18 protein-coding genes and 1 pseudogene are annotated in these 25,363 nt (G+C 34.7%); 13 read left to right on the forward strand and 6 right to left on the reverse strand.

Features of this window, described 5'->3' with window-relative positions; all coding sequences use genetic code 11:
• The first annotated feature begins 68 nt into the window (after positions 1-68).
• From gcvT to EKL96_RS13705, 3 genes are all read left to right on the forward strand, one after another.
• Positions 69-1,151, forward strand: a complete 1,083-nt coding sequence (gene gcvT / locus EKL96_RS13695; RefSeq protein ID WP_126463338.1) for a glycine cleavage system aminomethyltransferase GcvT — start codon at positions 69-71, stop codon at positions 1,149-1,151.
• A gap of 58 nt (positions 1,152-1,209) precedes the next feature.
• A complete protein-coding gene (locus EKL96_RS13700; protein WP_126454832.1) occupies positions 1,210-1,923 on the forward strand; it encodes a YebC/PmpR family DNA-binding transcriptional regulator in 714 nt (237 codons plus the stop codon).
• A gap of 537 nt (positions 1,924-2,460) precedes the next feature.
• Positions 2,461-4,533 (forward strand): hypothetical protein, encoded by a 2,073-nt coding sequence (locus EKL96_RS13705; protein WP_126463340.1) that lies wholly within the window; start codon positions 2,461-2,463, stop codon positions 4,531-4,533.
• Positions 4,534-4,616: 83 nt separating this feature from the next.
• Here EKL96_RS13705 and EKL96_RS13710 read toward each other — a convergent pair whose 3' ends face one another.
• Positions 4,617-5,657 (reverse strand): PLP-dependent cysteine synthase family protein, encoded by a 1,041-nt coding sequence (locus EKL96_RS13710; protein ID WP_126463342.1) that lies wholly within the window; start codon positions 5,655-5,657, stop codon positions 4,617-4,619.
• A gap of 70 nt (positions 5,658-5,727) precedes the next feature.
• On the reverse strand, positions 5,728-7,863 hold the full coding sequence (locus tag EKL96_RS13715; RefSeq protein WP_199736778.1) for a S9 family peptidase: 2,136 nt from the start codon (positions 7,861-7,863) through the stop codon (positions 5,728-5,730).
• 70 nt (positions 7,864-7,933) lie between these two features.
• On the opposite strand from EKL96_RS13715, the gene EKL96_RS13720 reads away from it, so the two are divergent.
• Positions 7,934-8,254, forward strand: a complete 321-nt coding sequence (locus tag EKL96_RS13720) for a YbaB/EbfC family nucleoid-associated protein (protein WP_126454841.1) — start codon at positions 7,934-7,936, stop codon at positions 8,252-8,254.
• A gap of 85 nt (positions 8,255-8,339) precedes the next feature.
• On the opposite strand, the gene EKL96_RS13725 is transcribed toward EKL96_RS13720, so the two are convergent.
• Positions 8,340-9,362, reverse strand: a complete 1,023-nt coding sequence (locus EKL96_RS13725) for a threonine aldolase family protein (protein WP_126456163.1) — start codon at positions 9,360-9,362, stop codon at positions 8,340-8,342.
• Positions 9,363-9,553: 191 nt separating this feature from the next.
• On the opposite strand from EKL96_RS13725, the gene prfB reads away from it, so the two are divergent.
• The 7 genes from prfB (at position 9,554) to EKL96_RS13760 (ending at position 19,622) form a co-directional block, all read left to right on the forward strand.
• A protein-coding gene (prfB, locus tag EKL96_RS13730; protein WP_126456165.1) for a peptide chain release factor 2 occupies positions 9,554-10,652 on the forward strand; the annotation gives its coding sequence in 2 pieces (ribosomal slippage) (positions 9,554-9,616 and positions 9,618-10,652; 1,098 coding nt in all).
• 664 nt (positions 10,653-11,316) lie between these two features.
• A complete protein-coding gene (locus EKL96_RS13735) occupies positions 11,317-12,699 on the forward strand; it encodes an NAD-dependent succinate-semialdehyde dehydrogenase (RefSeq protein WP_126463346.1) in 1,383 nt (460 codons plus the stop codon).
• A 55-nt stretch (positions 12,700-12,754) separates the two neighbouring features.
• On the forward strand, positions 12,755-14,719 hold the full coding sequence (locus EKL96_RS13740) for an aconitate hydratase (RefSeq protein WP_126463348.1): 1,965 nt from the start codon (positions 12,755-12,757) through the stop codon (positions 14,717-14,719).
• Between the two features lie 77 nt (positions 14,720-14,796).
• Positions 14,797-15,795: an NADP-dependent oxidoreductase gene (locus EKL96_RS13745; RefSeq protein WP_126463350.1), complete on the forward strand. Its 999-nt coding sequence runs from the start codon at positions 14,797-14,799 to the stop codon at positions 15,793-15,795.
• 302 nt (positions 15,796-16,097) lie between these two features.
• Positions 16,098-17,099: a UDP-3-O-(3-hydroxymyristoyl)glucosamine N-acyltransferase gene (lpxD, locus tag EKL96_RS13750; protein WP_126463352.1), complete on the forward strand. Its 1,002-nt coding sequence runs from the start codon at positions 16,098-16,100 to the stop codon at positions 17,097-17,099.
• A gap of 154 nt (positions 17,100-17,253) precedes the next feature.
• Positions 17,254-18,882, forward strand: coding sequence for an acyl-CoA carboxylase subunit beta (locus EKL96_RS13755; protein ID WP_126463354.1), 1,629 nt, complete (start codon positions 17,254-17,256; stop codon positions 18,880-18,882).
• Positions 18,883-19,199: 317 nt separating this feature from the next.
• Positions 19,200-19,622, forward strand: a complete 423-nt coding sequence (locus tag EKL96_RS13760; RefSeq protein ID WP_126463356.1) for a DoxX family protein — start codon at positions 19,200-19,202, stop codon at positions 19,620-19,622.
• A gap of 281 nt (positions 19,623-19,903) precedes the next feature.
• Here EKL96_RS13760 and EKL96_RS13765 read toward each other — a convergent pair.
• The 3 genes and pseudogenes from EKL96_RS13765 to EKL96_RS13775 all read right to left on the reverse strand — a co-directional run.
• Positions 19,904-20,111, reverse strand: a pseudogene (locus EKL96_RS13765) (transposase); the annotation flags it as partial.
• Between the two features lie 204 nt (positions 20,112-20,315).
• Positions 20,316-21,365: an AMP-binding protein gene (locus EKL96_RS13770; protein WP_126463358.1), complete on the reverse strand. Its 1,050-nt coding sequence runs from the start codon at positions 21,363-21,365 to the stop codon at positions 20,316-20,318.
• 41 nt (positions 21,366-21,406) lie between these two features.
• Positions 21,407-22,318 carry a CPBP family intramembrane glutamic endopeptidase gene (locus EKL96_RS13775; protein WP_126463360.1) on the reverse strand — a complete coding sequence of 304 codons (912 nt, stop codon included), beginning with the start codon at positions 22,316-22,318 and terminating at the stop codon, positions 21,407-21,409.
• A 98-nt stretch (positions 22,319-22,416) separates the two neighbouring features.
• On the opposite strand from EKL96_RS13775, the gene EKL96_RS13780 reads away from it, so the two are divergent.
• Positions 22,417-22,761, forward strand: coding sequence for an arsenate reductase family protein (locus tag EKL96_RS13780; protein WP_126463362.1), 345 nt, complete (start codon positions 22,417-22,419; stop codon positions 22,759-22,761).
• Between the two features lie 97 nt (positions 22,762-22,858).
• The gene (locus EKL96_RS13785) at positions 22,859-25,312 is read left to right on the forward strand and encodes an outer membrane beta-barrel family protein (protein WP_126463364.1); all 2,454 of its coding nucleotides are present in this window, start codon (positions 22,859-22,861) and stop codon (positions 25,310-25,312) included.
• Positions 25,313-25,363: the final 51 nt, after the last annotated feature.

Below are 25,363 nucleotides of genomic sequence, written 5' to 3' on the forward strand. Positions count from 1 at the left end.
TCGCTCCGCCTTTGTCACCCGAAATAAAATCAATAAATTAGCAAAATTAAATTTTATAGAAAAACACAATGAAAAATACTGCGCTTACGCACATACACGAGAGTTTGGGAGCAAAAATGCTACCGTTTGCCGGATACAATATGCCCATTTTATATGAAGGAGTGAATGCGGAACATGAAACGGTGCGCAATGCCGTGGGTGTTTTTGACGTTTCTCACATGGGTGAATTCCTGCTTACGGGTCCAAATGCATTGGCTTTGATTCAGAAAGTGACTACGAATGACGCTTCGACTTTGACTATCGGAAAAGCGCAATATTCTTGTTTGCCAAATAATGATGGTGGAATTGTAGATGATTTACTTGTTTATAAAATGAAAGATGAGCAGTATTTATTAGTAGTAAATGCGTCGAATATTGAGAAAGATTGGGATTGGATTTCGGCTCAAAATGATTTGGGTGTGGAGATGAAAAACCTTTCGGATGATTATTCATTATTGGCAATTCAAGGGCCAAAAGCGGTTGAAGCAATGCAATCGTTGACTTCAAAAGATTTATCTGCGATTCCGTATTACCATTTTGTAGTGGGTGAATTTGCGGGTATCAAAGATGTAATTATTTCGGCTACAGGATATACTGGTTCTGGAGGTTTTGAAATTTATTGCAAAAATTCAGAAGTAGAACAAATTTGGACTAAAGTTTTTGAAGCAGGTGCGGCATTTGGAATCAAGCCAATTGGTCTTGCAGCTCGTGACACGTTGCGATTGGAAATGGGTTTCTGTTTGTACGGAAATGACATTAATGACACGACTTCGCCACTGGAAGCTGGTTTGGGATGGATTACAAAGTTCACAAAAGAATTCACGAATTCAGAAAATCTGAAAAAACAAAAAGAAGCGGGTGTTTCTAAAAAACTGGTTGCTTTTGAAATGCAGGAACGTGCGGTGCCAAGACACGATTACGAAATTGTAGATGCAACAGGAAATGTAATCGGAATTGTAACTTCGGGAACGATGTCACCTTCAATGAATAAAGGAATAGGAATGGGGTATGTAACTTCAGAAAATAGTGCTTTGGAAAGCGATATCTTTATCCGAATCCGTAAAAATGACGTCCCTGCCAAAGTGGTAAAATTACCTTTTTACAAGAAATAAAATCATTGGATAAAGTTTAGAATAACTGTATTTTTGCAGTTCAAAATAAGAAATAGAAATGGGAAGAGCGTTTGAGTTTAGAAAAGGAAGAAAAATGAAACGTTGGTCAGCAATGGCCAAAGCATTTACCAGAATAGGAAAAGATATTGTAATGGCCGTAAAAGAAGGCGGACCAAATCCTGATGCCAATTCTAGATTACGAGCCGTGATCCAGAACTCTAAGGCAGTGAATATGCCAAAAGAAAATGTGGAACGCGCCATTAAAAAAGCAACCGATAAAGACACGGCCAATTATAAAGAAGTTTTATTTGAAGGATATGCACCCCATGGTATTGCCATTCTGGTTGAAACTGCTACTGATAATAATAACAGAACGGTGGCTAATGTTAGGAGTTATTTTAACAAATGCAATGGCACATTGGGAACACAAGGTTCAGTTGAATTTATGTTTGATCACACCTGTAATTTTAGAATCCCGGCAAACGGAATTGATCCTGAAGAACTAGAGTTAGAGTTAATCGATTTTGGTGCTGAAGAAGTTTTTGAAGACGAAGATGGTATTTTAATATATGCGCCCTTTGGAAGTTTTGGAACCATTCAAAAAGAATTAGAAAACAGAGGACTGGAAATTCTTTCTTCCGGATTTGAAAGAATCCCCCAAATTACTAAAAAACTATCGGAAGCTGAAATGGCCGATGTAGAAAAATTAATTGAAAAAATGGAAGAAGACGATGATGTCATGAACGTGTATCATACTATGGAAGAAGCATAAACTTAATTTCTACAATAACTAAAACTCTAGCTTCGGCTGGAGTTTTTTTGCCTGAAAATGTATGACTTTAAAATTAAGCCTCGGTCATTTATTGTTTTAAATGTCCTCTGGAGTGTCCCATATCCTTTTTTATCAGGTGCTCAAGTAATAAATCAAAAATAAAAAAATACAATATTTAATTAAAAAATACAAGTTCCATTATTTAGTGAATATAAGTTTAATTCACGGTCTACAATTAACACGAAGAGATTTAGCAAACGAGTATTTTTAATATATTTTTTCCTGATATCAAGTTTCTTATATTTGCCTACTTTTTGATAAATGCGACGCCCAAAAAACAAGCGAAACAGCCAGCAAGTGAGAACATAATTATTTAAAAATAGAGCACCATCATTGAATATTAAGAATAAAAGGGAAAATTATTTTTTGTGACAATTTTCAGCAGAATGTAGTCCCTGATTGAATGCGTGTAGTGAATTAACTAAATATTCCTAATACAGAATATCGTTCTAAGGAACGTTTTAAATTATAACATATATGACAAACAACATTCTAATTGAAAATCAATATAAAAGAACCAGTTTATTTGAAAAAGAAAATGTAAACTATTTAGTGCGTATTTTAAAAAGGTTTAATACTGTACCAAAGATAAATAACATCAATATAATCACCTCAACTAGTGAGCCTACTATTTTCAAAATTATACCCAATAAATCGATTATTATTGGCTCGTCCTTTTTGAACAAACCTATTTTAGCTCTAGTTTATTTAAGATATGGTATTGAATGGCAGTTATGGTACAAAGCGTTGAATAACGAAAAAAAAGAGGCTGTTTTATGCGATATCGCTGCACTTGAAGTGATTCGAATATTTTATAATTTACTACCTAAAGATGATAAAGAAAAATTAGAAGATCTTGATTATGTTTTAATTAATTTAATCAAAAATGATACCTATTTAAATACAGAATCTTCATTAATAAACGAAGAGCTACAATCTTTCCATGGTTTAAAAAATTTAAATACTGAACTCAAAGAATCTTGGAAACCTATTGTTGAAAATCTAGCAAAACCCACCGAATACTTATTGATGTCTGGAGGAGATCTTAGATTGAATATCGACGAAATTCATTTGCTAAACAAATACGGATGTCGCCCATTCCCAAGACCTGATGCATTTACTTTTGCCTCATCTACGGCGTCCAGCGTTTCAAATTTTGCTTTTGATAAAACCGATAAAGTGAGAAGTATATTAATTAGAAACAGCTTGAAAAACAGTTTTAAAAATACTACTACCGACTTTTCTGAATTACTAAAAAATAACCTTAGAAAAATATTTAAATTAAATGAGGAATGTGAAATAATTTTTTCTCCATCAGGTACCGATTCGTCGCTGCAAATAGCAGCTATAACACAAATTATTTCCGACAAAGAAATTACACACATTTTGGTGGCCTCTGATGAAACTGGTAGTGGCGTTGCTGCCGCCTTAAAGGGATGCCACTTTGAAAACACTACTGCACTAAATTATCCAATTAAAAAAGATACTAAAATTGAAGGCTTTAGAGAGGTTGATTTAATTAAAATCCCTTTTCGAGATGAAAATGGCGCATCAAAATCTTCTGCTCAATTAGATAAGGAAGTATTTGATGCCGTTATCAAGACCAAAAATCAAGGCAGGCACATCGTGTTACATACTATGGACCAATCAAAATTAGGGTATCAATCTCCCAGTGACGAATTTATAAAAAAACTAAATACACTTGAAAATTTATCAATTCAGATTATTGTAGATGGCTCACAGCTTAGATTAGATCCAAAAGACATACAAAATTATTTAAACAAAGGGTATATTGTTACTATAACAGGAAGTAAATTTTTCACGGGCCCTCCATACTGCGGTGCATTAATTCTACCTAAAAGTGTCAACAAATTAATACATTCTGTAAAAAACACATTGCCCAAAGGTTTAACCCAATATTACAATCATTCTGATTGGCCGGCTTCTTGGTTTTGTTCCAATGAATTATCCGATGGGTATAACTATGGTTCCTATATGCGCTGGAATGCGGCCGTAGTTGAAATGGACAGATACTACAAAACACCTGTTTTATATCGAAATATGGGTATTGAGATGTTTTGCAATTTTGTTGATGATTCCATAAAAGAAGCCACTTTTTTACAGCCTATTTATGGTGATGAAACAAAAACGAAGAGTTACAGCAGTAAAGAATTTGGAATACGAAATATCCGTACCATTTTTCCTTTCTTTATTTTTAAAGATAATGAAGTTTTATCTGTTGATAACGTAAAAAAATTATATACGTTATTAAATACTGATTTATCGGATCAGTTTGAAGGTTCTTCATTAGAAATCATTCGGCTTGCTGCCCAAAAATGCCATATTGGTCAAGCAGTTAATGTAAAATATACTACTGAAATTGAAAGTGCTATTTTAAGAATTAGTTTAGGAGCAAGAGTTATTTCTGAAAGTTGGGTCAACAGAGATATTAGTCTCTTTTTTAGAAACATAGAATTACAAATGAGCCAGATCACGATCACTATTAAAAAAATCGAATTAATACTTAGTACTCCTGAATTATTGGATTAACAAAAAAAGTATTCTTCCTTATATGATCAATAAAAAAGTCCCATTTGCAAAAGCTAATGGGACTTTTTATTTATAATTTCAACTTATTTTATCATTTCTATTTTTTGAACTTCTTCTTGGTTTATACTGTCAAAGAAACCTTGTTCATGCATCCAATCATCACTAAATACTTTACTCATATAACGAGAACCGTGATCTGGAAATATGGCAATAACAACACTGTTAACATCAAACTCTCCTTCATCAGCATATTGCTTGATGGCTTGCAAAACAGCTCCTGAAGTATATCCTACAAATAAACCTTCTTTCCTTGTGATTTCTCGAGCCGCATGAGCACTTTCTTCGTCAGTTACTTTCATGAATTTATCAATAATATCAAAATCCGTTGCTGATGGAATTAAGTTCTTCCCTAAACCTTCTATTCGGTACGGATAAATTTCATCATTATCGAATTCTCCAGTTTCATGGTACTTTTTTAATACGGATCCAAAAGCATCGACTCCAAGAATTCTAATGTTTGGATTTTGTTCTTTTAAGTATTTTGCAGTACCGGAAATAGTTCCTCCTGTTCCACTACAAGCAATTAAGTGTGTGATTGCTCCATTTGTTTGCTTCCAAATTTCCGGACCGGTAGACTTATAATGCGCATCAACATTCAACTGATTGAAATATTGGTTGATATACACCGAGCCTTTCGTTTCTTCATGCAAACGTTTGGCAACATTGTAATACGAACGTTTATCATCAGCAGAAACATGCGCCGGACAAACATACACTTTAGCTCCTAAGCTGCGAAGCATGTCTATTTTGTCTTTAGATGATTTAGAACTAACAGCCAGAATACAGCTATATCCTTTGATGATACTCACCATTGCTAAACTAAAACCCGTATTGCCGGATGTTGTTTCAATTATAGTATCACCAGGAGATAAAACACCTCTCTTTTCAGCTTCTTCAATTATGTGCAATGCTATTCTGTCTTTGGAGGAATGTCCCGGATTAAAAGCTTCTACTTTTGCATAAAAAGCACCTTCTAACTCTTCAGTGACTTTATTTAACTTAATAAGAGGAGTATTACCTATAAGTTCTAAGACATTATTGTAAGCGTTTACTTTTTTTTTCATAAAAAAATAGTTAGTTGCAGCAATTTCTAATTACACCTCGAAAGTTACAAATTTAACAAAAAAAAGCTGTTTAGTTTTTAATTTTTTCTAAATCTAATAAAAAACTATATTCCTTTGCTAATTCCTTTAAGGCTTCAAACCGACCTGAAGCACCGCCGTGACCCGCATCCATATTCGTATTAAGATATAAAACGGTATCATTTGTTTTTTGAGTACGGAGCTTTGCAACCCACTTGGCAGGCTCCCAATATTGTACTTGTGAATCATGAAGTCCGGTAGAAACGAACATGTTAGGATAGTTTTGAGCTTTTACGTTGTCATAAGGAGAGTAGGATGCCATATAATCATAATATTTTTTCTCGTTTGGATTGCCCCATTCATCATATTCTCCTGTTGTCAGCGGAATCGTGTCATCAAGCATCGTGGTGATAACATCTACAAAAGGAACCTGCGCAATTACTCCGTTGTACAATTCCGGCGCCATATTGACAACTGCTCCCATTAATAATCCACCTGCTGAACCGCCCTCGGCATATAAATGTTTTGGTGAAGTATATTTTTCCTGAATCAAAAACTTAGAACAATCAATAAAATCAGTGAAGGTGTTTTTCTTTTTCAATAATTTTCCGTCCTCATACCATTGTCTTCCTAAATCTTCACCACCGCGAATGTGTGCTATGGCAAATACAAATCCTCGATCCAAAATTGACAAACGCGTAGATGAAAAATAAGCATCCATGGTAACGCCGTATGAACCGTAGGCATAAAGCAATACCGGATTATTCCAATCTTTTTTCAACCCCTTTTTGTACACCATAGAAATGGGTACTTTGGTACCATCTGTTGCTGTGGCCCAAACACGCTCTTCGATATAATTATTTTTATCAAATTTACCCCCAAGAACCTGTTGCTCTTTCTTGATTTCTTTCTCTTTGGTTTTCATATTAAAGTCAATAACTGAAGATGGCGTTGCCAATGATTGGTAACTGTAACGCAAAATATCAGTATCAAAATCCACATTTGTTGTCGTATATGCGCTATACGTTTCGCTTCCAAAAGGCAAATAATATTCTCCTTCTCCACTCCAAGGCATAATACGAATGTGGTTCAAACCATTGGAACGTTCTTCTACAACTAAATAGTTTCTAAAAATTTCGATATCTTCCAGTAAAACGTCTTTTCGATGCGCAATGACATCTTTCCAATTTTCTTTTGCAGTAGCGTTTTCAGGGGTTTTCATCAACTTGAAGTTAGTTGCTTTGTCCTTATTGGTCATGATATAAAAAGAATCTCCAAAATGAGAAATACTGTATTCTAAGCCGCGAACCCTTGGTTGAAAAACCACAAACTCTCCATCTGGAGTATCTGAATTTAAAATTCTGTACTCGGTTGTTAAGGTACTTCCGGAGCCTATTACAATATATTTTTTTGATTTTTCTTTGCCTACAGAAACATTGAACGTATCGTCTTTTTCATTAAAAACTAATATATCAGTAGCTGAATCTGTGGCTAATTTATGTTTAAAAACTTTATCAGACCGCAAGGTAACTTTATCTTGTCTGGTGTAAAATATCGTTTTATTATCATTGGCCCAAACAGAACTTCCAGTAGCATTTTCAATCTTATCCGAAAGAATTTCTTCCGTCTCTAAGTTTTTGATTTGTATCGTATAAATACGTCTTCCAACGGTATCAATACCAAAACTCGCAAATTTATTGTCCGGACTCACGCTCAAACCACCCAATTGAAAGTAAGAATGGTCTTTAGCTAAGTCATTACAGTTGAATAAAATTTCCTCAGTAGCGGTAAGACTTCCTTTTTTTCTGGAATAAATGGGATAATCCTTTCCGGTTTCAAAACGCGTGATATAATAGTAACCATTGTATAAGTAAGGAACCGATTGATCGTCTTCCTTGATGCGGGCTTTCATTTCTTCGTATAATTCTTTCTGAAACCCTTTTGTATCCACAGTCATGGCTTCATAATACGTATTTTCTTGATTCAAATAATCAATCACTTCCAGGTTCTCTCTCTCGTTTAACCAGAAATAATTATCTACCCGTTTTTGGTTGTGTTTTTCTAAAGTTTTTGGAATTATTTTAGCTACGGGAGAAGGAATATTTTTTGACATTTGTTGCGCTTTTATATTAGTAATTGATGGTGCAAAAATAACACAAAGACAACTTAAGACGAGTTTATTTTTCATGAATATTTTATTGATTATAACTATGCAATATAGTAATTTTGTAAATCAAATTAATTTAAAAAATTAAAACATGGATTTAATGGGAATGATGGGCAAACTTAAAGAGACCCAACAAAAGATAGAAGACACAAAAAAACGTTTAGATACTGTTCTTATAGACGAACAAAGCACTGATGGTTTATTGAAAGTTACTTTGACTGCCAACAGAACCCTAAAATCAATTATTATTGACGACACTCTATTAGCAGATAAAGAGCAACTGGAAGATTATTTGATTTTAGTATTGAATAAAGCAATCGAAAAAGCGACAAATGTCAATCAGAGCGAACTGGATGTCGTTACTAAAATGGATATGCCAATGATTCCCGGAATGGAAGATTTGTTTAAATAAAAAAGTTTAAAGTTTAAGGTTTAACGTTTTTTGATCACGATAAAAACTTTAAACCTTAAACTTTAAACAAATTCTCCAAGAAGAACTATACTAACTTCTGCAAGGTTTCCAATACATAGGTATGCATAACTTCCTTATAATCAAGATGCGTGACTATTCGCAGTTTTCCATGCCCCATGGAACTGATTAAAATATTTTTTTGCTTTAACAATTCAATTAAATTCTTTTCGATACAATTTGGAACCAACGAGAAAATCAAAATATTAGTTTCAACCGGCTCTACTGATGCAACCCAGCTTACCTTTTTCAAAACTTCGGCAATTTCTTTCGCTCGCCTATGATCTTCAGCAAGGCGTTCTATATTATTGTCCAAGGCATAAATTCCGGCTGCTGCCAAATAGCCTACCTGACGCATTCCGCCACCTAATATTTTTCGAATTCGCAATGCTCTGTGAATCGTGGCTTTGTCCGCTAACAACACCGAACCAATTGGTGCTCCCAAACCTTTAGACAAACAAACCGAAATGGTATCAAATAATTCACCAAATGCTTTTGGATCTTGATTTTTGGCTACCAAAGCATTCCAGATACGGGCGCCATCCAGGTGAAATTTCAAATTATTAGCATCACAAACCTTTTTTATTTTTTGCAAATCTTCCAGTTCATAGCAAGCGCCGCCACCTTTATTAGTGGTGTTTTCTACACAAACTAAACTTGTTAAAGGACTGTGGTAAAACTCCGGATCATTGATGGCTCCAGCCACTTGCTCTGCAGTTATCATTCCGCGGTTTCCGTCTAATAAGCAACAAGAAACGCCACTATTGAAGGAAACACCGCCGCCTTCATAATGGTATACATGTGCATATTTGTCAGCAATTAATTGTTCTCCGGGTTGGGTATGCAATTTTATCGCTGTTTGATTGGCCATCGTTCCTGAGGGAAAAAAAAGACCCGCTTCCATACCAAACATCTCAGCAACTCTGGCTTCTAGGGCTATAACTGTAGGATCTTGTTTGTAAACATCATCGCCTACTTCAGCATTTAACATATGAACCAGCATTTCACGTGAAGGTTTCGTGATTGTGTCGCTAACTAAATTTATTTCCATATTTATTTTTATTTTCAGTACGGACAATTCGCGAATTGTCCCTTCGTAAAATTTTTCTATTTTTGTGCCACAAATTTACACAATACCGTTTATTAATTCCAACTAGTTCCGTTAAAACTACACTAATTGTAGTACACGGCAGCAATTTTGATAAATTATTGAAAACAGACCAACCAAATTAATATAATTTTATGACAACTACCGAACAAATTAAAGGTATTGTAGAGCGCCTTGGTGCGTTGAGGAGGTATCTTTGACGTTGATGCCAAGCTAATTGAGATCTCAAACGAAGAAGAAAAAACCTTTGCCCCTGATTTTTGGAACAATCCAAAAGAAGCTGAGATCATTGTAAAAAATCTCCGAAATAAGAAAAAGTGGATTGAAGATTACAATAAAGCAGTCGAAATGACGGATGAATTGCAACTTGCCTATGATTTTTACAAAGAAGGTGAACTTACCGGAGAAGAATTAGACGAACATTACTACGCCACTCAAGCGCATATTGAAGCCATTGAATTCAAGAACATGCTCTCGGACGAAGGGGATACTTTGAGTGCTGTGGTACAAATTACTGCTGGTGCCGGTGGAACCGAAAGTTGTGATTGGGCCGAAATGCTCATGCGCATGTACATGATGTGGGGCGAAAAATACGGTTACAAAATCAAAGAACTGAATTTCCAGAAAGGAGAAGCTGCCGGTATCAAGACCGTAACACTCGAATTTGAAGGCGATTATTCTTTTGGATATTTAAAAGGCGAAAACGGCGTGCATCGACTGGTACGAATTTCTCCTTTTGACAGCAATGCCAAACGTCATACCTCATTTGCATCCGTTTACGTGTATCCACTGGTAGATGATAGCATCGAAATTGACATCAATCCTGCTGACATTGAGATCACGACTTCGCGATCCAGCGGAGCTGGTGGACAAAATGTAAATAAGGTGGAAACTAAAGTACAATTGTTTCATAAACCTACCGGAATTCAAATACAATGTTCCGAAACGCGATCGCAGCAAGACAACAGACAGCGTGCCATGCAGATGTTACGCTCTCAATTGTACGAAATTGAGTTAAAAAAGAAACAGGCACAACGCGCTGATATTGAAGCTGGTAAAATGAAAATAGAATGGGGTTCCCAAATCAGAAATTATGTCATGCAACCTTATAAGTTAGTCAAAGATGTTCGCACCGGTTATGAAACCAGCAACGTTGACGGCGTTATGAATGGAGAAATTGATGAGTTCCTGAAAGCTTATCTAATGATGATGGGACAAAAGGAAGAGGAATAAAATACCATTTAGTTAAAATAAAACAGATCCTACCGGCTTTAAAGTCGGTGGGATTTTTTTTATAGATAAACCCTTTTTTTAGCGGTTACATTTTATCATGTTACTTAAGGCATCATACTACTCTTTACCTTTTTTTCTAAAGCCATTAGAAAACGGTATTATTTTCTGCTTGGTAATTATTCACGACCCACAATTGCATCCCATTTTCAATGCTAATTTTTTTCTGTTTTGAAAGTAACACTATTATGAAGAAAAATTAATTTAAAAAATATCCTATTGTATTAATCTAAACCGCTATAATTACTATTTCTTGTCTTGTTTTAATTAAAAAAAGTAAAAATTAGCACCATCCATCCAAATGTAAAAAAAGGAAGACGAAAAGAAACAACATCTAAAAAGAAGGCTTTTAGATGTGTTTACTTTACGCATAAAAAAAAGTTAATGTGGGAATTATGTAAGTCTTATTCCTCATAATATTTTTATCTTTGTTATTCAATAATTTTTATTACAAACTAGAACAATTTTATTTTTTTCAAAAAAACCAATCTACTTCGTAAAAATTTCCTAACCAATTATTGAATTATACATGCTAAAACCATCTGTTTTACAGTATAAATTATTTTTGGCAGAAGCCAAAAATTAATCTTCTTTAAATATTAGAATTATGGCCATACAAACAACGAATCCCGCAACAAACAAAGTTTTGAAATCATTTGATGAAATGACCGACAAGCAAGTAGATGATGTCATTGTACAAGCTGCCAATACCTTCCAAGATTGGAAAAAAACATCATATTCTGAAAGAGCGGCTGTTTTAAACAAAGTAGCTTCTTTAATGAGAGAGAAAAAAACAGCTTTGGCTACTTTGATTACACTCGAAATGGGAAAAATATTTTCACAGGCAGAAGGTGAAATTGAATTAAGTGCTAATATATTAGATTATTATGCTCAAAATGGCGAAGCATTTTTAGTCGATAAAAAATTAGAGCCTGAACTTGGCGAAGCCATTATCAGATCAAGCCCAATAGGCGTTTTACTGGGTGTTCAACCGTGGAATTTCCCTTTTTATCAGGTAGCTCGTTTCATTGCGCCAAACATCATGGTAGGAAATACTATCTTAGTAAAACACGCTTCTATGGTTCCTCAATGTGCAATTGCAATTCAAGATTTATTTAAAGAAGCGCAAGCTCCAATTGGATTATACACTAATTTGTTAATCTCAGGAAAAAGAGCTTCAGCCATTGTTTCTGACAAAAGAATCAAAGGTGTTTCACTTACCGGTAGTGAAGCCGCTGGTGCAAGTTTAGCTGCAGAAGCTGGTAAAAACCTTAAGAAATCAGTTTTAGAATTAGGAGGTAATGATGCCTTAATCGTTTTAGAAGATGCCGATATTGATAAAACTGTAGAATGGGCCGTAGTAGGTAGAATGAACAATAATGGACAAAGTTGTATTGCTTCCAAAAGAATTATTGCTATAGAAGCTATTGCTGATGAATTTATCGAAAAGTACACAGCCAAACTAGCTAAATTAAAAGTAGGAGATCCAATGGATTCAAATACAGAATTAGGTCCATTGAGTAGTGAAGAAGCTTTATTACACTTAGTAGATCAAGTGGAAAGATCAGTTGCTGCCGGAGCTACCGTTTTACTTGGAGGAAAAAGAGTTGATGGTCCGGGAGCCTTTATGGAACCTACCATTCTAACGGATCTAAATCCTGAAATTCCAGCATATCACGAAGAATTATTTGGACCAGTTTCCTCTTTTTACAGAGTAAAAGACGAAGCTGCTGCAATTGCCTTGGCGAATGATTCTGATTTTGGTTTAGGAGGATCCATATTTACTAAAGATATCGAACGTGGAAAACGACTTGCAGATCAAATTGATTCTGGAATGGTATTTATCAATCACCCAACTTGGACACAAGCCGATTTACCTTTTGGAGGAACCAAAGGTTCTGGTTACGGTAGAGAACTCTCTGAAATTGGAATTCATGAATTTGTAAATAAAAAATTAATCCGTATCAGTGGATTATCTGATCCTTTCTAGAATAAGACAATATCTCGATTTTTACATTTAAGAAAAGCATCTAAAAGTACAAAATATGTCAAAATTAAACGTTAGTCAAAAATTAATCCAATCGCATCTTTTACATGGTGAAATGATTGCGGGTCAAGAAATTGGAATCCGGATAGATCAGGCATTATTACAAGATGCAACTGGAACATTGGTCCAATTAGAATTAGAAGCCATGGGTCTAAAAAAAGCCAAAACAGAAGTTGCGGTTCAATATGTGGATCACAATCTTTTACAAACGGATTCTAAAAATGCCGATGACCATTTATTTTTACTTTCGGCGGCACAAAGATTTGGTCTTTGGTACAGTCGTCCCGGAAATGGCGTAAGTCACCCGGTGCACATGGAACGTTTTGGCAAACCCGGAAAAACACTCGTTGGGTCCGATAGTCATTCTTGTGCTGCAGGGTCTTTGGGCATGCTGGCCATTGGAACCGGTGGTTTAGATGTTGCAGCTGCAATTGCAGGTCAACCTTATTTTGTCAAAATGCCAAAAGTAATGGGTGTAGAACTCAGCGGTAAACTACCCGATTGGGTTAGTGCCAAAGATGTCATTCTAGAAATGCTAAGACGCTATGATGTAAAAGGCGGAGTGGGAAAAATTATAGAATATTATGGTGAAGGATTGAAAAATCTGAGCGTGATGGACCGCCATGTAATTGCCAATATGGGTGCTGAATTAGGTGCTACAACAACTGTATTCCCCAGTGATGATGAAACCAAACGGTTTTTAATTTCCCAAAATCGGGAATCTGACTGGACGGAATTAATTGCCGATTCAGGAGCAACTTATGATGAATATGCAGCAATCAATTTGGGCGATTTAGTTCCTTTGATTGCCCTGCCTACAAGTCCTGGAAATGTAGTTCCTGTGAGCGAAGTTGCCGGAAAAGAAATTGGTCAAGTCGTAATAGGCTCTTCTGCAAATCCTGGATTACGAGATTTTTGGATTGCCGGAGTGATCGTAAAAGACAAAACAATCAACAGTGCCGTTTCATTTGATGTCAATCCTACTTCGAGACAAACAATTCAAAACATGCTAAAGAATTTTACTTTTGCAAATTTGATTACTGCTGGTGCTCGTTTTCATCAATCAGGTTGTATGGGTTGTATAGGAATGGGGCAAGCTCCCGCTACCGGAACAATCAGTTTAAGAACCATGCCTCGAAATTTCCCAAGTCGTTCTGGAACAGAAGATGATCAGGTTTATTTGTGTAGTCCCGAAACGGCTGCTGCATCTGCCCTGACAGGAAAAATCACAGATCCTAGAGATATGGAAAAAATCTATGGCATGAAATATCCTAAATTTGAGAATCCTGAAGTAGAAATTATCAATACTGATATGCTCGTGGCTCCCCTAAAAGATGGATCAGGAGTTGAATTACATAAAGGTCCAAATATCAAATCGATTCCTGAAATTGAAGCTTTACAACAAGACTATCGAATTCCTATTTTATTAAAAATGGGCGATAATGTATCTACAGATGAAATTTTGAAAGCCGGAGCCGATGTACTTCCCTTAAGAAGTAATATTCCTGAAATCAGTAAATATGCTTTTAGTGTGATCGATCCTAGTTTTTATGACCGAGCCATGAAATCTAAAAAAGAATTTGGTGGACATATCGTTATTGCAAAAGAAAATTATGCCCAAGGTTCCAGTCGGGAACATGCCGCTCTTGCTCCTAAATATTTGGGGCAAGTGGCTGTTATTGCCCAAAGTTATGCCCGTATTGCTTGGCAAAATTTAGTCAATTTTGGAATTGTGCCTTTAGAATTTATAAACGTTTCTGATTATGACAAAATGGAACAGGGAGATTTGATCCGTTTTAAAAACCTCCGTGAAGATGTTGTCAATAGAAATAATATAAAAGTAGTGATCGAAAAAGGGGACGGAAGCACTTTAGAATTTGAAACCAAACACAGTTTAAGTGATCGTCAAATTAACGTACTTGCAAAAGGGGGAATCATAAATGATTTCAGAACCAAACTATAAATTAGTTTTAAAAAAGAAAACAGGAAACAAAACTTCATTAGCTAATGGCTAATAGAGTTTTTATTAAACAAAAAAAAATGAAAACGAAACAAATCGTATTAGCATCAAGACCTAATGGAATTCCAACATTGAATGATTTTAGATCTGAAAATATAGAATTAAACGATCTAAAAAAAGGAGAAGTCCTTTTAAAAGGATTGTATTATTCCGTAGATCCCTATATGCGCGGTCGAATGAATGAAGGAAAATCGTATGTACCTCAATTTGAATTAGACCAACCTATAGAGGGCGGAGTTTTGGCTACTGTAGTAGAATCAAAATCCGATCTTTTCAAAACAGGAGATACTGTTCTGGGCGCTTTGCCTTGGAGCGAACAAATGATTGCCTCTGAAAAAGGCCTGCAAAAAATTGAATCAACAGTAGAATCCCTAACATATTATTTAGGAATACTGGGAATGACAGGACTTACCGCTTATTTTGGTCTAATGCAAATTGGAAAACCAAAAGCGGGAGAAACCGTTGTGGTATCAGGAGCCGCAGGAGCCGTTGGGATAGTAGTAGGCCAACTTGCAAAAATCCAAGGTGCTCGTGTAATAGGAATTGCCGGTTCTGATGAAAAAGTAAAAATGCTAAAAGAAGAATTTGGCTATGACGAAGTCGTCAATTACAAAACAAATACCAATATGAAATCCACAATTGCTAAATTATGTCCAAACGGTGTGGATGTTTATTTTGACAATGTAGGTGGCAGTATTTCTGATGCGGTTATCGAAAACCTGAATTTTCATTCCAGAATTGCTTTGTGTGGACAAATTTCCCTATACAACAGCACCGAAATACCAATGGGACCCCGAATCCAACCCATGTTATTAACCCGAAGTGTATTAATGCAGGGTTTTATTATCAATAATTTTCAAAAAGACTTTCCAGAAGGAATTGCACACTTATCAAAATGGGTCAATGAAGGAAAATTGAAGTTTACAGAAACTATAGTAGAAGGTTTTGATCAATTACCTACAGCGCTACTTGGTTTATTTAAAGGAGAAAACAATGGAAAAATGATTGTGAAAAGATAATTTATCCGAGTCAAATAAATAGAAAATAGCCGGTACTTATAATTAAGTACCGGATTTTTGTTTTATAATTAACCCCAACCATTGAATCAACAAAGTCTCTACCGCTAACTGTTGTTTGCTATTTATTGTAATCAATCAGCATTTCCTCATGTCCAAAGGATAAGGAACAATTACAATATTGTATTCACAATTTATATAACCACTCCATTTATTCCTGTTAAAGAAATTAGTAAGATTAGGAATTTCAACGCTAAATTCTTTTATTTGAAAAATATTAAACAACCAAATCCAATCTACACGGAATGAAATCTTATACAATCCAAGAAATTAATGCGATTCTTAATGGCGTAATTATAGGGAATACTACCCAAAACATTACTGCTCCTGAACAATTAGAAATGGCTACCGCTTCCGAAATTTCATTCATTGGAAACAAAAAATACGAAAAATTATGGTTTACTTCCAATGCTTGTGCGGCAGTTGTCAATGAAGATATTGCTATAGAACCCGGAGAAAATAGAGCTTTCATAAAAGTTAAAAATGCTGATTTAGCGATGTCTCAGGTACTAGAACTCTTTGCTCCACCAACACCAGTATTTACTATTGACATTCATCCCAGTGCTGTGATTGATCCAACTGCCTCTATTTGCACTGGTGCCCGAATTGGTGCTGGCTGTTATATAGGACCTAATGTCATAATTGGAGACAACTCCACTGTATATCCTAATGTGACTATTCTAGATGAATGTACGATTGGTAAAAACACAGTAATCTGGTCAGGAACGGTTATCAGAGAACGATGCCACATTGGCAATGATTGTATTTTGCATCCTAATGCGACAATAGGTGCGGATGGTTTTGGTTTTCGACCTGACCCACAAAGAGGTTTGGTCAAAATTCCGCAAATTGGAAATGTAATTATTGGTAATAGTGTCGAAATTGGCGCTAATACCTGTGTGGACAGAGGCAAATTCAGTTCAACCATTTTAGGTGACGGCTGTAAAATTGATAATCTAGTCCAAATTGGGCATAACAGCAAACTAGGTAAGTTTTGTATTATGGCTGGAAACAGTGGATTAGCAGGCTCTGTAACATTAGGAAATGGCGTAATCATTGGCGGAAGCGCTTCTATAAAGGATCACACCACCATAGGCGATGGTGCGATTGTAGGTGCCGGTTCCGGTGTAACAGGAGATATTCCTGCAGGAAAAACCATGCTAGGGTATCCGGCCGTTGAAGCTCGTGATGCACTCAAACAATGGGCAATTTTAAAAAGACTTGTAAATGAATCCAAACATAAATAACCTTTTTTTTATTAAATTCATAAAAAAGCAGGAGGTAACTTCTGTTTTTTTGTTTTTAAATCAAAAAAATATTCCGTTTTCTTTCTAAACCAATAAAATTTATTTAGTTGAATTTTGTATTTTAGCCCAAAATTATTTTTAACATTCTTTCATCATGGATTTGAACTTCAACAAAAACGAAGACCACAATAAACTTTTACTTTCCGCATTGCGACAAAAATTAAGCATAGTTAAATTAGGCGGCGGTGAAAAACGCATTCAAAAATTACATGGTGAAGGCAAAATGACCGCTCGTGAACGTATTGATTATTTATTGGATCCAAAAGCGAAATGCATTGAAATTGGAGCATTTGTTGGTGAAGGAATGTATGCAGAACACGGTGGATGCCCATCAGGTGGTGTTGTGGTAAAAATAGGATACATCAGAGGCAAACAATGTATTGTTGTAGCCAATGATGCTACCGTAAAAGCGGGAGCCTGGTTTCCTATAACGGCCAAGAAAAACTTACGGGCACAGGAAATTGCTATGGAAAACCGACTGCCAATTATTTATTTAGTAGATAGCGCCGGAGTATATTTGCCTTTGCAAGATGAAATTTTCCCGGACAAAGAACATTTTGGACGTATTTTTAGAAATAATGCCCAAATGAGCAGCATGGGAATTACCCAAATTGCTGCTGTAATGGGAAGTTGCGTCGCCGGTGGAGCTTATTTACCCATCATGAGTGACGAAGCTTTGATTGTCGAAAAAACAGGAAGTATTTTCTTGGCAGGAAGTTATCTTGTCAAAGCTGCTATTGGCGAAAGTATTGATAATGAAACTCTGGGCGGAGCAACCACCCATTGTGAAATTTCCGGTGTGACGGACTATAAAGCCAAAGACGATAAAGATGCATTGGATAAAATAAAAAATATAGTTGATAAAATAGGTGATTTTGATAAAGCTGGTTTCAGCCGAATTAAATCCCAAAAACCAGCATTAGACGAAAAGGAAATCTACGGTGTTTTGCCAAAAGCCAGAAATGAGCAGTATGACATGATGGAAATCATCAATCGTTTAGTAGACAATTCAGAATTTGAAGCTTATAAAGACGGCTATGGCCAAACTATTATCACTGGTTATGCCAGAATAGATGGTTGGGCAGTTGGAATTGTTGCCAACCAACGAAAAGTGGTAAAAACTAAAAATGGTGAAATGCAGTTTGGTGGCGTAATCTACTCCGATAGTGCAGATAAAGCCACCCGTTTTATTGCCAATTGCAACCAGAAAAAAATCCCATTGATCTTTGTTCAAGATGTTACCGGATTTATGGTAGGATCTAAATCAGAACATGGAGGAATTATAAAAGACGGTGCCAAAATGGTAAATGCGGTATCCAATTCCGTTGTTCCAAAATTCACTGTAATTGTAGGAAATTCATATGGTGCTGGAAATTATGCCATGTGCGGAAAAGCGTATGATCCAAGATTAATATTCGCCTGGCCAAGTGCGGAATTAGCCGTTATGGGTGGAACCCAAGCTGCAAAAGTGCTAGCGCAAATTGAAGCTTCTTCGCTTAAAGCAAAAGGAGAACTCGTAGATGAAATAAAAGAAAAAGAATTATTTGATAAAATAAAAGCCAGATATGACGAGCAAGTTTCGCCTTATTATGCCGCATCTCGATTATGGACAGATGCTATTATTGATCCCCTAGACACCCGAACTTGGATCTCTATGGGAATAGAAGCGGCTAACCACTCCCCTATTGATAAAAAATTTAACTTAGGTATTATTCAAGTTTAACTCCTAATTTACTGGCACTTATATTTATTATTTTGTACACATATAATTGCCTTTATTCAAAGTATTGGTAGTTATAGCATTAGCCCCTTTGCGATATAACGTGCTGAAAATCTAAACCAAATTCATTTTAATTATTTAATATACTTACTTACGCTGTACTTATAAATTAAGACAGCATTATTAGTGGTTTATTCTCAATAGCTGACATACTATTTTTTTGAACAAAAAAACAATCAAAGTTTAGTTTTCTTTAACAATTATAATTTATTATATTAAAATTCAGTAACTTAGTACTTAATATTTAAAACTATAGTATTATGAATAGCGTAAAAAATTTAAACAAATGGGCGAATACGCACACTTATTTAACCGTGGATTTGGTACGAATAACACTTGGTGTCTTTTTGTTTATGAAAGGAATCTCTTTTATAACGAACATCCAATATTTAAATGATCTAATATCTCCAATTGACAGGATTGGTGGCGGAATGTTCCTTATCCACTATATTGCTCCAGCACACATGGTAGGTGGTATAATGATTGCTTTTGGTTTACTGACAAGATGGGCTATAATAACACAACTTCCCATATTGGTAGGTGCTACTATAATAAATTTTATGGGAGCAATGCATTCCCAAAATTTACTATTGGCATTGCTAATATTAGGAGCTTGCATATTTTTCTTATTCTACGGAAGCGGGAAAAATTCAGCTGATTATTATTTTAAAATGCAGCAATAATTTAATAAAAAAACATTCCTTATTTTGATCAGAATCATTTTTTAGATAATAAAAAAACGCTTATAACAGGATTTATATAATCGGTTACAAGCGTTTTTTCTTTTTTTATGATTGATTTTTTAATGGAGGTTCAATAAACCTACTTTAGGCTTAGCTAGAGTCCTTTTAAGTAACTCTGGTAGATTGCATTTTTCTTATATTAATTTAAATATTCTTTTTAAATTGACTGTGAAAATTGTTATTTCACCTGTACAGTTTAAACCGGAATGGTTCTGGATTTATTTAAAAAACATGTTGTAACGCAAACCTTCCACTACATCAACATCCGAAACGCTACAAATTGTTTTAAGAAGCAAATACTTAAACATACGAATTGGGACTTTCTGCCATACGTCCATTATTGGTGCAGTATTTATTTAACAATTTGTCATAAATTAAGGGAAAATCTATTAAATCATTGATCTTTCTCAAAAAATTATTCTTTGGAATAAATAAATCATAGACAAAGAATGTTCACTGAAATGTGTTGATTACTGTTGTAGTAACATCTAAAAAAACTCTTATAATTAGAACTAAACATACCAAAAAAGAGGATAAATCCTAAGATTTACCCTCTTTTTATTTATCGATTTATTCGGAAAAAGACTTTTTCAGCGCCCTCGTTTAGGCGGATGTTTTTTTATTAAAAACAATTTAAATACTTTCTGTAATTTCTTTTCGTTTTATTTTTCCGTTTTGTGTTTCAGCGAATTTTGCAACAAACAAAACTTCTTTTGGTTTTTCATACTTATCCAAAACATCAAAAACAGTTTCAGCTATAATTTGTTGTTCCCCTTCAATAATCAATACTAATTTTTCTCCTAAAACAAGATCTTGTTTTGCAGTGACAAAAAATCTGGAATGAATCATAGTAGCTAATTTTTCCTCGATTTGCTCTGGAATTAATTTAATTCCTCCGCTGTTTATGATGTTGTCAATTCGACCTAAAAAAATAAATTGGTTCTCATTGATCAGTTCTACTATATCATTAGTAACAATTGCTTCGCTTGAAATTTTAGGTGCATTAATAACCAGACAATCTCTGTCGTCTTTAGCTATTTTTACATTAGGTAATACTGAAAAAGCCACCTCACCTATTTCCTTTGCCGCAATATGCGTGATGGTTTCCGTCATTCCATAGGTCTCATACACTTTGGTTTTTAATTTACAAAGTCCTTTTTCAAGAGTTTTATTCATTTTAGCGCCGCCAACAATCATTTTTTTGACATTCTTCAACATTGTCAATGAATTTTGAGCCTGTAAAGGCACCATGGCAACAAAATCATATTTAGTTTCATTGTTTAACAAAGGATGTGAACTTGGCGCAACAAAATCAATATCAAGACCCAGGATAAAACTTCTTACAAACATCATTTTTCCGGCTATATATTTAGTTGGCAAACAATGTAAAGCTTTATTACCTGGTTGCAAATCAAAAAAATCACCGGTTGCAATGGCTGAATTTACCATGGCTTGTTTTTCTATTCGAATCACTTTTGGGATTCCAGTGGTGCCTGATGTATTCAATTCTAGATAGGATTTGTTGTCAAACCAATCTAGGATAAAATCACCCACAGCTTTTTCATATTCTTCCCCTTCTTTGATAAAACTATACGCTACTCTGCATAAATCGTTTCGATTTAGATGATAACCATTCATTTTAAATAGATTATGAACATTTTGATACGTAATTGTATTGACCATGATTGCGTTTTTTTTTATAAATTATTGAAACTGTTCTATTACTAAATTTTTCCAGTTAATTTTTCTTTCCAATTTTTCCAGTTGTATTTTCTACTAAAGATAAATAAAAGTATCGGGTAAATAAAAACAACCGGCACAATAACATCTAATCCCGCAGATGGATCCGAAATATCCTTAAAAACAGAATGTGTCTGAAAGGCAGACCAATCCGAAGTGACCAGCAATGCACCCACTAAATTATTAGCTGCGTGAAATCCCAATGCGAGTTCCATACCCTCATCCATCAAGGTAATCATTCCAAGAAACAATCCGGTTCCTATATAATATACTAAAATAATAGGACCAATCTTAGCTACTTCAGGGTTAAACCAATGCATTCCCCCAAAAATAACAGAAGTCATCAGCAACGGAAACCACTTGTTTTTAGCAAGGTTCGCAAATCCCTGCATCAAATAGCCTCTGAAAATATATTCTTCAGAACTAGTTTGTATTGGAATTAAAACAATACCGATGAGAACCAAAATAGCAAATGGAACAGGCTTAAAATTGATCACAAAATCACTTGGACTATAAAAATAAAATAACAACGTAGATACAACAGTAAATGCCGCCCAAATTAAAAAGGAAAATACGATTCTCTTCCAGTCTACTTTAGCTCTTGAAGTAGTTACCGAAAGTAGCGTTTGATGATGCAAATAACGCACAACCAAAATAATACTTCCCATGAGAACCACAAATGGAATCAGGACTAAAAACAGGGTTAAATTGGGTTCAAAAAACTGCATTACGGCTTCATTATTTAAAGGATAAGGTTTTCCTTTAACTGTTGTTTCATAAATTAAAAGAATTATAAGTGGCAACTGACCCAAAGTTGAAGCAAAAATAAATATAAATGACCCCTTAATATATTTCCAAAACGTATTCTCTGATTTTAAACCCTGCGCTATAAACATCTATTTTAATTTAATTTTATACTTGATTAGTTTCACAAACGTTATTTTTGTTACCACTAATCTAATGCTTTTAAACAATTATTTAAAAACGACTAAATATGATACAAATATACCATAATTCACGTTGCGGAAAATCTAGAAATTGTCTTGCATTAATAGAAAAATCAGAAAAAGAGTTTGAAGTAATCAATTATCTGACAAGTCCGCCCACTTTTGAGCAATTGTCTGCAATTATAAAGAAACTAAATATAGCACCAATAGCATTGGTTCGTCAAAAAGAAAAAATTTGGATTGAAAATTTTAAAGGAACAACGATGAATGAGGAACAAATCATTCAAGCTATGCTATCAAATCCAATTCTGATAGAAAGACCCCTGGTTATCATGGGAAATAAAGCAATAATAGGAAGAGATTTAGAAAAAGTAGAGGCCTTTATTTCCTAAAATTCTTATTTTTTTAATTAACATTTTTTTATGATTTGTACTATTAAACCATCTCTTACTTTTACAATCTAACGACTGTAACCAAAGTTTTTTTAAAATGAAAAAAATGAAATCTGTTTTAATTCTAGTGCTTTTCTTTACTACACTATTTAGTTTTGCCCAACAAGCTCCCACCCAAAAAATTAAAATTTCCGGTAAAGTAATAGAAAAAATCAGCAAACAACCCTTAGAATATGCTACTATAACATTCCTGAATCCTAACAATCCAAAACCGGTTGCCGGAGGAATAACAAATCCAAAAGGAGAATTTGATATAGAAGTTATTCCAGGTGTTTACGATATTAATATTGAATTTATTTCTTTCAAAGTAAATGAAATTAAGCAAAAAAACCTTCAGGTTAACACCAGTTTAGGATTGATTAGTTTAGAGGAGGATGCAAATCAATTAAATGAGGTTATTATTCGATCTGAAAAAACTACTGTCGAAATCAAATTAGATAAAAAAGTATACAACGTAGGAAATGACCTGATGGTAAAAGGTGGAACTGTAAGCGATGTGTTAGACAACATTCCTTCTGTAGCGGTAGATATTGAAGGAAATATAAGTCTTCGTGGAAACGATAATGTTCGCGTTCTTATTGATGGCAGACCCTCAAATGCCATAAATATCGCGGAAGCCTTGCGATTGATTCCTGCGGATGCCATTGAAAAAGTAGAAGTGATCACTAACCCATCAGCACGATACGATGCGGAAGGTGGTGGTGGATTATTAAATATCATTTTGAAAAAAGGAAAAAACCGCGGTTTAAACGGAACATTTATTGGCTCGGCAGGTTATCCTGAAAATAATGGTTTGAGTGGTACATTAAATTATAAATCTGACAACTTTAATCTTTTCACTACTCAAGGATACAACAAGCGGAACAGTCCAGGAAACGCTCTTACAAATACCAATTATTTAAATGCGGACAACACTATCAACAATATTGTAAATGAAACCCGAGAAAATGACCGATTTAGTAAAGGGTACAATGGAAATTTTGGAATAGAATTGTTTTTAAACGAGACCACCGCATGGACCAATACATTCAATTACCGAAAAAATAACGGAGATAATCGGGATAATGTTTTTCAGAATTATTTTGAAGCAGACAATACTTTTGATTACACTCGCAACCGAATCAATTTAGAAAACAGTGATAGTGAAAATGTAGAATTTGCAACTAATTTTACTAAAAAATTCAAAAAAGAAGGACATAAATTAACCCTTGACGGTTCCTTTTCAACTAGTAAAGACCTCGAAATAGCAGTAATTACGGATAGAGCTACCAATACCGCTAAGGTAAAATTTGACAACACCCTCAACAACCAAAGTCAAAGTCGAAATTTACTACAGATGGATTATGTGTTGCCTATTGGCGAAGGAGGTCAGTTTGAGGCTGGATATCGTGGTGATTTTTCAGAATTACTCACGGATTATCAAGTTAAAAATGACGGCCTAATCAATAAAAACTTCACCAATACATTAGAATATAAGGAGAAAGTGAATGCTGTTTACACCCAATATGGAATGAAAATAAATAAATTTTCTGTCTTAGTAGGATTGCGTTTTGAGGATTCTAATATTAATATCAATCAATTGGCAACTAATGATTTTAATACTAAAAAATACAATAACTTTTTCCCAAGCGCCTTCTTTACTTATGAAATCTCCGATAAAAGCAGCGCTTCGGTAAGCTACAGCCGAAGAATACAAAGACCAAGAGGACGAATGTTGAATCCATTCAGCAACTTGTCTAGTAATATCAATATTTTTGTGGGAAATCCAGATTTAGATCCTGCTTTTTCAGATGCTATTGATTTTGGTTATATCAAAAGATGGGATAAACTTACCTTTAATACATCCCTATATGTAAATAAAACAACAGATGTTTTTCAATTTGCAAGAAGAGAATCCGGAGATTTCGTTAACGGCATACCAATAACAATCAGTTCACCAATTAATTTAGCTACAGAATATAGAGCAGGTTTTGAATTCACGTTAAATTATTCTCCGTACAAATGGTGGAAATTAAACGGGAATTTCAATTTCTTCAGAAACGAAACACAAGGAGATTTTGTTTATACTGATTTCAACAACAAAATAATTACACAAAATTTTGACAATATCGCAACATCATGGTTCACCAGAATCACCTCAAAAGTTTCGTTGCCGTACAAAATTGACTGGCAAACGAATGCGACTTATAATGGTGCAGAAAAAAGTGCTCAAGGAAATCGTCTAGGTGTTTTTAGTGCAAACTTAGCATTCAGTAAAGATATCATGAAAGACAAAGGAACGCTTTCGTTTAATATCAGCGATGTATTCAATTCCAGAAAAAGAATGATGGAAACAAACCTTCCCGGATTTGCAAACTCCTACGGTGAGATGCAATGGAGAGTCAGACAGTTTAGTTTGTCATTCACATATCGTTTTAACAAACCAAAAAACGAAAAAGAAAAACAGCCTAAAAAATTGCAAAATGATAACGAAGGAGATTATCAAGGATAATAAAGTAAGGACTCATGAAAATGGGTCTTTTTTTTTTATAAATCATCAGAG

This window comes from Flavobacterium sp. LS1R10, assembly GCF_003968825.1.
GTDB lineage: Bacteria > Bacteroidota > Bacteroidia > Flavobacteriales > Flavobacteriaceae > Flavobacterium.